The sequence below is a fragment of the Roseateles sp. DB2 genome (genome assembly GCF_051857535.1).
Taxonomy (GTDB): Bacteria; Pseudomonadota; Gammaproteobacteria; order Burkholderiales; family Burkholderiaceae_C; genus Roseateles_B.
The window spans coordinates 44,557-52,444 of sequence record NZ_JBPZGY010000021.1; the positions used below are offsets into that span (position 1 = coordinate 44,557).

Sequence of the window (7,888 nt, forward strand, 5' to 3'; positions counted from 1 at the left end):
GAGCCCCACATGGACGGCCGGCTACGCCAACCAGCATCAAGTCAAGATCAGTGACGCATCCATCCAAAGCATTCGCCGCATTGAGACATCTCAGATGCAGAACCTTCGCTTGGGGGTGACGAGCACCCCCATGTATGCTCACATTTGCTTACATTAGCGAGTCAATATGCAAGTGGCCAATAGGGGGGCTGCAATGTCAGAACGAACTTTCAAGATCTATTTTTCGGACATCTTTGAAGTAGATCCAGATCGCATTGAAGATTATGGCGCATTCAATATATCGCTAATTAATGACTTACCTCTCTTCGTCGATCCATTCCTACTCTTCAATAGCGACAAGGAGCAATATCAACAGCTCCACGCCGAAATGATCAAATACATGCTCTTCTTAAAAGAGCATGCAGGTACTGACTTGCCCACCGGCCTCATAAAGTCCTGGTTCTACTTTCCCGAAGTCAAAGAAAATTGGTTCGGATTTAGTGAAACAGGAAACGGCGGAAGAGGTCTGGGAGCAGATTTCGCGAAAGCCCTTAAGCGCAACATGACGTCAGTCTTTAGGGAGTTCGGCAACGAAAAATCGACGGGAACACATCTCGGAAAGCTGACCCTAATAAAAAACGGCGTCGGCAAAGATCAGATTAGCGATTTCACCTGCAACCTGATTCGAGGATTTCTTGCCGAATATACGCAAGAATTTGCTCAGAAAAACATAAACAAGAAGTATCTGCAAAAATTCAATATACCAAAAGTCGCATTCAACTATCAGACAAAGACTTGGGCCTCCAAGCAATACGTACTACCGAGACACGGCAAAGAATTTGTACTGCTAACGCCAGTTGACATACTAACGAAAGACGAAGCGTGGATATCACACAAAGGCTTCGTTGAGGACTTCTCCGCCGTCATGGCAAGTGTTGGGAACGACGCACTCAGAGCTCAAATAGAGCAGTACTTTGTCAAGCAACTACCTTTCGAAGCCACCAAGGCCCAACGTGAAAAGGCCATCGAAAGCTCCGTTCAGCAGTTCCCAGAACTACTGGATGTCTACATAAAAAGGCAAGAGGAGGCAAGCGAAGAAGCCACCTCAGCTTCGGCAGAAAAAGTCAAAGCTGCCCAGCAGCTATTCGTCCAAAGTCTCAAGAAGTTGGTAAGCCTACTAGACAAAACCGATTTCTATCAGACTGGAAAAAACAGCTATCAGGAGGGCATGCAGCGAGTTCTGTTTCTTAAACATGTAATTGAGAAACAAGATGGATATCGCATCTTCTACATAAAAGGGAAGCCGATAAAGCGCGAGAAAGATCTTCAAATCATGTTCAAGCTGACCTGGTTTGCTTCAGAATTCAGCGCAGATGCTGAAGTCAACAACGGACGCGGACCGGCAGATTTCATGGTTTCGTATGGAAGCGCCGACAAATCAATAATTGAGTTCAAGCTTGCGTCAAATACACAGCTAGAGAAAAATCTAAAGCAGCAAGCAGAAATATATGCAGACGCGTCGCGAGCCACGCACCCACCCATCAAGGCCATCCTATATTTCAAACTCGAAGAACTCGCCAAGGTGCAGCGGTATATTCGGGATATAGGGCTCGAAACCAGTCAAGATATTGTGCTTATTGACGCAACGGAGAAGGAGTCGGCCTCAAAGGTATAGGCAAATCTAGATGAGGCGAAAGGGTTCCCCCTCATGGCGAGCTCAGGAAAAGCGTCGGGCTTGCAGCACCTATGCAAGGAAGGCTCCAGTACTCGACGCCAGCGAAGACTTGTTCGCCACGTTGGCTCATGGGTACGCAAGCTGGAACACTACCCTCCGGGGGCGTTCGCCACGTGGCAGGGGTGCCGGCCCTACGCTTCGCTTCAATCCAGCACCCCTTCCGCCAGCGTGAACCGCTGCGGACCGCGTCAAGGGTCCGCTTCGCCAGGTGCTCACCCGGTCCCTTCATTTCACTCCGGGCTGCGGCTTCCGCCCTGCCCTTGACCCGCTCCTTCGCTAGACATGCTCTGCCAGCATGCCTGGCCGTACACGCTTCGAATGCGCGCGATGTCAGCGTGATCATGCACGCGAAGCCTTGCCCGCTCTACAGCCAGCTCCGAACGCCTGGTGCGGAGCTTTTCGCACTGGTCTGGTGTCAGGGCGCCGCTAGCGATCCTGGCTGTCCAGATTGCCATGAGGTGCGTAATGCACTCCTTGGCACACTCGAAAGCGACGGCTTCATCTTGGGACCATTTTTCCATTTGCCTACAGCTCCTTCATGGCATTCGCACCGAGGGTTCTTGTCGCCACGCTCAGACATCACCAGGGCATTTTCGCGGACGCGAAAAAGTACGCCAGGCTGTCAAGCGGAGGTGGATCGCGCCCCATGGCTTGATAGCATCTAGACCGCGCCGATCACAAAGGCGTAGGCCTCAGCTTCGCTGGCGACGGTAGCACCATCCGGATAGTCCTTGCCGTATCTGCGCCCCACCCAGGCTACGCCGTCAAACTCAACCTCTCCAGCGAACTGAGCGCCGACTTGGACCAGCTGGGCCCGGATCGGCTTGGCCTGGACTTCCTTCCGCGCTTCATCAAGCCCGCTGCGCAGGGACTGCATCAAGAATGGACTGGCTCGCATAGATGGTCTCCGGAGTCTTTGCTGAACAGTTTCGCGGACGCGAAAATCTATCCGCCCTGTCTCGTGAGCTGCAGCACCAAGAGAAGCTCTGTCTTCGCATTGTCCCTGGTACTGGAGTGCATCCATGACGGTAGGAACGATACGCCTGCTCGTCCGGAACCGGACTTCTCTTCACTAAGGCCGCCAAGCATGACGACCTCTCCGTCTCGCATCTGGACCTCGGTCTTCAGTTCGCGCTTGATGAGCGTTGGCGAGCTATTGACGCCCGTAGTGGTCTGGACGAAGTTGGAGATCTGCTGCTGCACGATCAAGTCAACCGAGCCCTCCCTCACCTGAGGCGTCACGCTGAAGATGACGCCGCTGTTTCTGTACTCCACCGACTGCACAGGCTGGCCATTCGATACGTAGGTCATTGCGCCAAGGACAGGCACATCCTGTCCCACCGAAAAGGTCGCCTGCGCTCCACTGCGGACGCGCAATGCAGGTTGCGTCACAACCTTGAAGCGAGAGTCTGATGACAGGGCCGAAAAGACCGCATCCGCATTGCCAACACTCAAGCTGATCGAGTTCTTCTGAGCGGCACCTGCCAGGTTGATCGCAAGTCGACCGGAGAGCACCGACGCCGCCAGGCTGAACGCTGATCCCGTGTTGTCACCGGTCTGGACCTCGTAGACCACACCGCGAACCATGACCTCACCTACCTGGCAGTCGACTTGGGCAAGCAGCCTTTCCAGCTTCTTGACCTCACCTGCCTCACCACTAAACACAAGCACGTCAGCAGCGCGGTCAACTAGTGCAGCCGCAGAACCTGGCGGCATTGGAACATCGGTCTTCGAGGTCAGCGGGGCGACCACGGTACGGTTTACCGTGAACTGGCCCTTGAACAACGGACGAAGCAGGTCAGCCAGGTAGCCCACGTCGCGGAACCTCGGCTTGTAGACGAAGGCCTCCAGCGCCGGCTCGGGATCCCTTTTCGGGCCCAGGAACTCCAAGCCGCCACGATCAGTGACGGCATAGCCAAGACTGTCCAGCAGCTTGATCAAGTCCGCCTTGATCGACTGGACGGAACCTGCGAACCGGAAGGACACGAGGCGCTGATCAGCGAGCAGTTCAGGCGCGAGCACGTAGGGCGTCTTGAGCGCGTCGGCATAAATGACGTTGACGATGCGCCCCACCTGTACGCCGGACAGCTCAAACGACAGATCCGCAGATTTCGCGGACGCGAAAATCGGATGCCCAACCAGCAAGGCCAGGGCGAGAACGCAGCTCTTCATTTCTTATGGTCCATTGGTGACGCAGGGGCAGCCTGCCGACTCGATCCGCTGAAGGCCGTGACGCGCTGACCGTCGACTTCACCAACAGTGGCCACCCCATCAAACCGAAAGCCCGAAGGGTGCTCAATACGAAGGTCGCCAGCGGCATTGGACAGGACGACCATCACCCCTTCGCGCGTACTCATCTTCCCGACAACTCGCCAGTCCTCGCTGAGTACAGGCCTAGCCGCCGACATAGGCGCCGGCGTGGTGACAAGTCCTAACCCCACCTGGCTGTCCTTTGTTGCTTCGGACTTCACAGGGGCGCCCTTTTTCCCAAAGAAGTGAATCAAGCCATAGCCCGACATGGCTGCGCAAACAAGCACGCCGGCCGCCATTGCCCAGAGCTTGGGATTCATCAGAATGTTCTGACGGTCATCGACCGTCAGCTCCTTCCCACTGCCCCCGGTGTAGCTCTGATAGAGGGGAAAGTACTCGGGGTCATACGTCTTGTTCTCGACAGCAACCCGCGCCTTCGCCGTCTGCTTCCACCCCTCCCACATTTCAACGCGGTAAACCTTGGAGAGCCCCAGGCTCTTGATCTTCGTCGTCCGAAAGCTCAGCTCGACAACGGCCTTCAGGATGCGATGGAGGTCGCCGATGTCCTGCACCATCAGGACCAGGTCGCAAGTGACTGCTGTGGCCGCGTCGACGTAGTGGCGGTGCTCCCGAAAGAACACGCGATGGTTCTTGGCAATCTTCGAGTCCGTGCCCCAGAAGCGCCAGGCCTCATCAATGCAAATCAGGTCGCCGCCCCGGCAAAAGGTGTCCACGGGCTCGCCAAAGGGGAAGAAGGTGTCCGAGAACACGTCCTCATTGCGGCAGTGAACGACATAGCCCAGCTTGTCCATGTCGATCCCCTGCTTTTCATGGACGAAGGCCCTGATCGCGTCAGCGTCGATGCCTTCCACATTGGTAACGACACGCCTGCCCTTGGCGATTGCCGGGACGATGACTGAACGCACGCACTCAAAGGACTTGCCGGAGCCCATGAGCCCCGTGTAAGCGTTTATCGGCATCGCTGCGCCCTCAGCCGATCACCGGGATCCGGCGAATGATGAAGCGGGTCAGAAAGGCAGAGACCATCATGGGCACGCCCACCGACACCGCGAAGAGGTCAAGAAAGTACCAGGTACCCGCACCGATACCCGCGAACGCCGAGCTGAGCGACGCGCCGGTAGGCAGCCACGAAGCCATCACGGACACCAACTCGTACACAGCCAGATAGAGGGCCGTAAAGAGCACGAACTTGATGACGAGTGTCCTGAAGGCCCAGCCAAGAATGCTGTTCAGCGCAGAAAGGAAAATTCCAAACATGGGGACCTCAGGCGGACAGAACAATGAAGAGCGCGGCCAGCAGGAATACCAGAACCATCGCGTTATAGAGTTCGCCCCGCACGCCTTCCAGAACCGTGCAGTGCCCGTCCATCACGACCGTCTTCCCGAACAGATTGAACGTGGCCCTCGGGCATGTGGCCTGGTGGGCAGGAACCTGGAAGTTGCGCAGATCCGGCATCAGCTGCTTCAGCGGCTGCAATATCTGCTCGCCGGTCGGTGTGGCTTCCAGCTTGGGCGAGCCGATGCCCGGGTCAGCGCCGAGGTTCATCAGGGGGGCGCTTGCAGCAGGATTGACAGGCGTCCCCGTCGACGGAGAAGACGACGCTTGGCCAAGGGGGTCTGACGTCGAAATAGTCCCAGCCAGGTCGCCAATAGTTGCCACCGGGAAAGTAGGGTTCGCTGCACGGAAGTTTTCCACGTCAGCCGCGGTAATGGGGTCCGACATGGAATAGGGGACGCCGTTGTATCCGGGCTGAGACGCAGCCTTCCGGAAGGCCGCATCAGCGATGTCAGCAACGACCTTGGCAGGCAGTGGCTTCGCCTTGTCTGCCTCGCTGAGGGACTGCAAGGCCTTGGCGACCGGTTCCGTCACCGGTTGGGTATTCCCGCTGCCAGCAGGCTTGTAGTTCGGGTCGGCAACAGTGCGCAGCCAACCGAGTGTATTCATAGCCATTTGGCTAACGACGCCGTTGTGCTTGGTTCGTATCGTGCAGATGTAGTTCGCGGAACCTACCAGCTCAAATACAGCGCCGCCAGGCGGATAGAAGTCCCCGCAAAATTCCATTGATCCGTTGTTGGAATCAAGCGGCCACCCCTTGCTGCCATCCCCAAGCCATACCCAACTCTGCCCAGGAATGGGAACAAATACGGGACCAGATGGCGTGTAGGTAACAGTGCCATCAGCATTGAAAAGCCAATTTGTCAGCGCCAGAATCCCATAGCCGACTACGCCGGAAATAGCGGCGCTTGCCAAGACGGTTCCCCAGGCCGGCGCAGTCCCAGTGACGACCACAGCCGTCGCAATCTGAACTACAGCTGATCCAATGGCAGACACGGTCCCACCGAAGCGTGGATCACTGGCAGAAAATCCTCGTGCAGCGATTTTTGATTTGACGACCGCTGCAATCTCCGAGCCGATACGAGAAGTCGCGACAGCCTGCGCGTCAGCGTTCACCGTGAGGACGAGCGCGAGGAACAGAATCAACATCCGACGAATCACGAGCCACCCCCTTCAAATCCAGTCACCACCGCCCAACCCGACAGCAGGCCCCAAACAAACATCACCAGATACCAAGCATCGTTTGCGGTCACGACATGCTCTCCAATGAAAAAGGGGCGCCCCACCTGACGCAGGACACCCCTTGAAGCTGCTGGCTGATCAACGACCGCGCAGCATGCCCAGCACGGTGCGAGCACCCCGGATCGACACATCGACCACGGCCAGCGCGCCGGCAACGGCCATCACGCCGACGACGATGTCAGCAGGAGTGAATGCGCCAGTGATGGCGCTGTAGTCGACCGCGGCGCTGGCCGAGGTGGACGCGACGAGAGCACCGACAGCGACCAGGCCGGCAATGACGTTCTTGTTCATCTTCAAAACACTTTCATAGAAAAACCGGGAGCCGCCCGGACGGTCTTGGCTCAACCCTTCCGGATCAAGCCCAAAATGGTTCCGGCACCCCGCGCAACAAACCAGCAGAGGCAGATCGAGCTGAATGCAAAGCCCCACAGCGCGGCAGCCTGGCTGTAGTCGAAGGGTTCGCCAGCTCGCTTAACCAGCGAGTAGTCATCCCGCGTCAGGAGGACAAAGGCCGTGCAGTCGGTTGCGGCCGTAGCTGGCTCGACATGGACCAGCCCATTGACGTCAATCGTTGCGCAGGAGGCCACGTTCACTCCTCCAGCACCCAGACCTGCTGCACCACCGCGCGGCCGTCAAAGTGGTCCGTCACAGCGTCGAAGGCGGCGCCTGGATCGTCAAAGGCGCAGGCTTGGGAGAGGAGCTGAACAAAGCGCACGTCGCCCTCATGGCCCGAAGCCAGAAACGAGCCGTCATCGACGCCCTGCACCAAGTAGCCCGGTCGACATGCGCGACTCATATCAAGCTGCCTTCTTGGTGAGAGCCACCGGCTTCAGGCTGTTGATGACCGTCTTCTGGGTCTTGCCATTGGTGACGATCTCCAGCTCGACCTCGCATTCGAGCGGAAAGGTGTTGTGCTTCAGCTCGTGATAGCGATCGGAGGTGCCGTAGGCGTATTCGACGGAGGCCGTGCCCTTGCCCATGCCCTTCGAGTCATCGAGGTCCGTGTCAACGTAGACCTTCGTGCTGTCGAACGCATTGCCGTTCTCCAAGGTGCCCTTGGAGGCCTTGATGCCGCTGACGGTGACGCGAGTAGTGAATTTCATGTGGATCTCCTAGAAGCCCGGGAATGGAATAGCCTGGATCGGGCAAGGCCAAGCTAGTAGCAAAGGGAATCCAGGTCATCGCCTGGATCGACTGAAGGTTCCGCCTTCCATGACACGCCAAGTGAGCGGGCAACTGCCCGTTCAATGCCATCGACGCAATTACGCAGGCCCGCGGCAGCTATGGAGCGAGGTGCCTTGCGATCCCGATGGACGAACACCAAG

9 protein-coding genes are annotated in these 7,888 nt (G+C 57.2%); 1 reads left to right on the forward strand and 8 read right to left on the reverse strand.

The window, feature by feature from the left end:
• The first annotated feature begins 166 nt into the window (after positions 1-166).
• Positions 167-1,654, forward strand: coding sequence for a hypothetical protein (locus ACS5PK_RS21250; protein ID WP_439442270.1), 1,488 nt, complete (start codon positions 167-169; stop codon positions 1,652-1,654).
• A gap of 721 nt (positions 1,655-2,375) precedes the next feature.
• On the opposite strand, the gene ACS5PK_RS21255 is transcribed toward ACS5PK_RS21250, so the two are convergent.
• The 8 genes from ACS5PK_RS21255 to ACS5PK_RS21290 all read right to left on the reverse strand — a co-directional run bounded on the left by ACS5PK_RS21255 (position 2,376) and on the right by ACS5PK_RS21290 (position 7,666).
• Positions 2,376-2,594 (reverse strand): hypothetical protein, encoded by a 219-nt coding sequence (locus ACS5PK_RS21255; protein ID WP_439442271.1) that lies wholly within the window; start codon positions 2,592-2,594, stop codon positions 2,376-2,378.
• A 65-nt stretch (positions 2,595-2,659) separates the two neighbouring features.
• Positions 2,660-3,886 (reverse strand): type II secretion system protein GspD, encoded by a 1,227-nt coding sequence (locus ACS5PK_RS21260; protein WP_439442272.1) that lies wholly within the window; start codon positions 3,884-3,886, stop codon positions 2,660-2,662.
• A complete protein-coding gene (locus ACS5PK_RS21265) occupies positions 3,883-4,917 on the reverse strand; it encodes a zonular occludens toxin domain-containing protein (RefSeq protein WP_439442273.1) in 1,035 nt (344 codons plus the stop codon). Before ACS5PK_RS21265 ends, ACS5PK_RS21260 begins: the two co-directional genes overlap by 4 nt.
• A 37-nt stretch (positions 4,918-4,954) precedes the next feature.
• Positions 4,955-5,242: a DUF2523 family protein gene (locus ACS5PK_RS21270; RefSeq protein ID WP_439442274.1), complete on the reverse strand. Its 288-nt coding sequence runs from the start codon at positions 5,240-5,242 to the stop codon at positions 4,955-4,957.
• A 7-nt stretch (positions 5,243-5,249) separates the two neighbouring features.
• The gene (locus tag ACS5PK_RS21275; RefSeq protein ID WP_439442275.1) at positions 5,250-6,470 is read right to left on the reverse strand and encodes a hypothetical protein; all 1,221 of its coding nucleotides are present in this window, start codon (positions 6,468-6,470) and stop codon (positions 5,250-5,252) included.
• A 171-nt stretch (positions 6,471-6,641) separates the two neighbouring features.
• Entirely contained in the window at positions 6,642-6,854 is a 213-nt protein-coding gene (locus ACS5PK_RS21280; protein ID WP_439442276.1) for a hypothetical protein, read from the reverse strand.
• A gap of 298 nt (positions 6,855-7,152) precedes the next feature.
• Positions 7,153-7,359 carry a hypothetical protein gene (locus ACS5PK_RS21285; protein ID WP_439442277.1) on the reverse strand — a complete coding sequence of 69 codons (207 nt, stop codon included), beginning with the start codon at positions 7,357-7,359 and terminating at the stop codon, positions 7,153-7,155.
• A gap of 1 nt (position 7,360) precedes the next feature.
• A complete protein-coding gene (locus ACS5PK_RS21290; RefSeq protein WP_439442278.1) occupies positions 7,361-7,666 on the reverse strand; it encodes a hypothetical protein in 306 nt (101 codons plus the stop codon).
• Positions 7,667-7,888 lie beyond the last annotated feature (222 nt).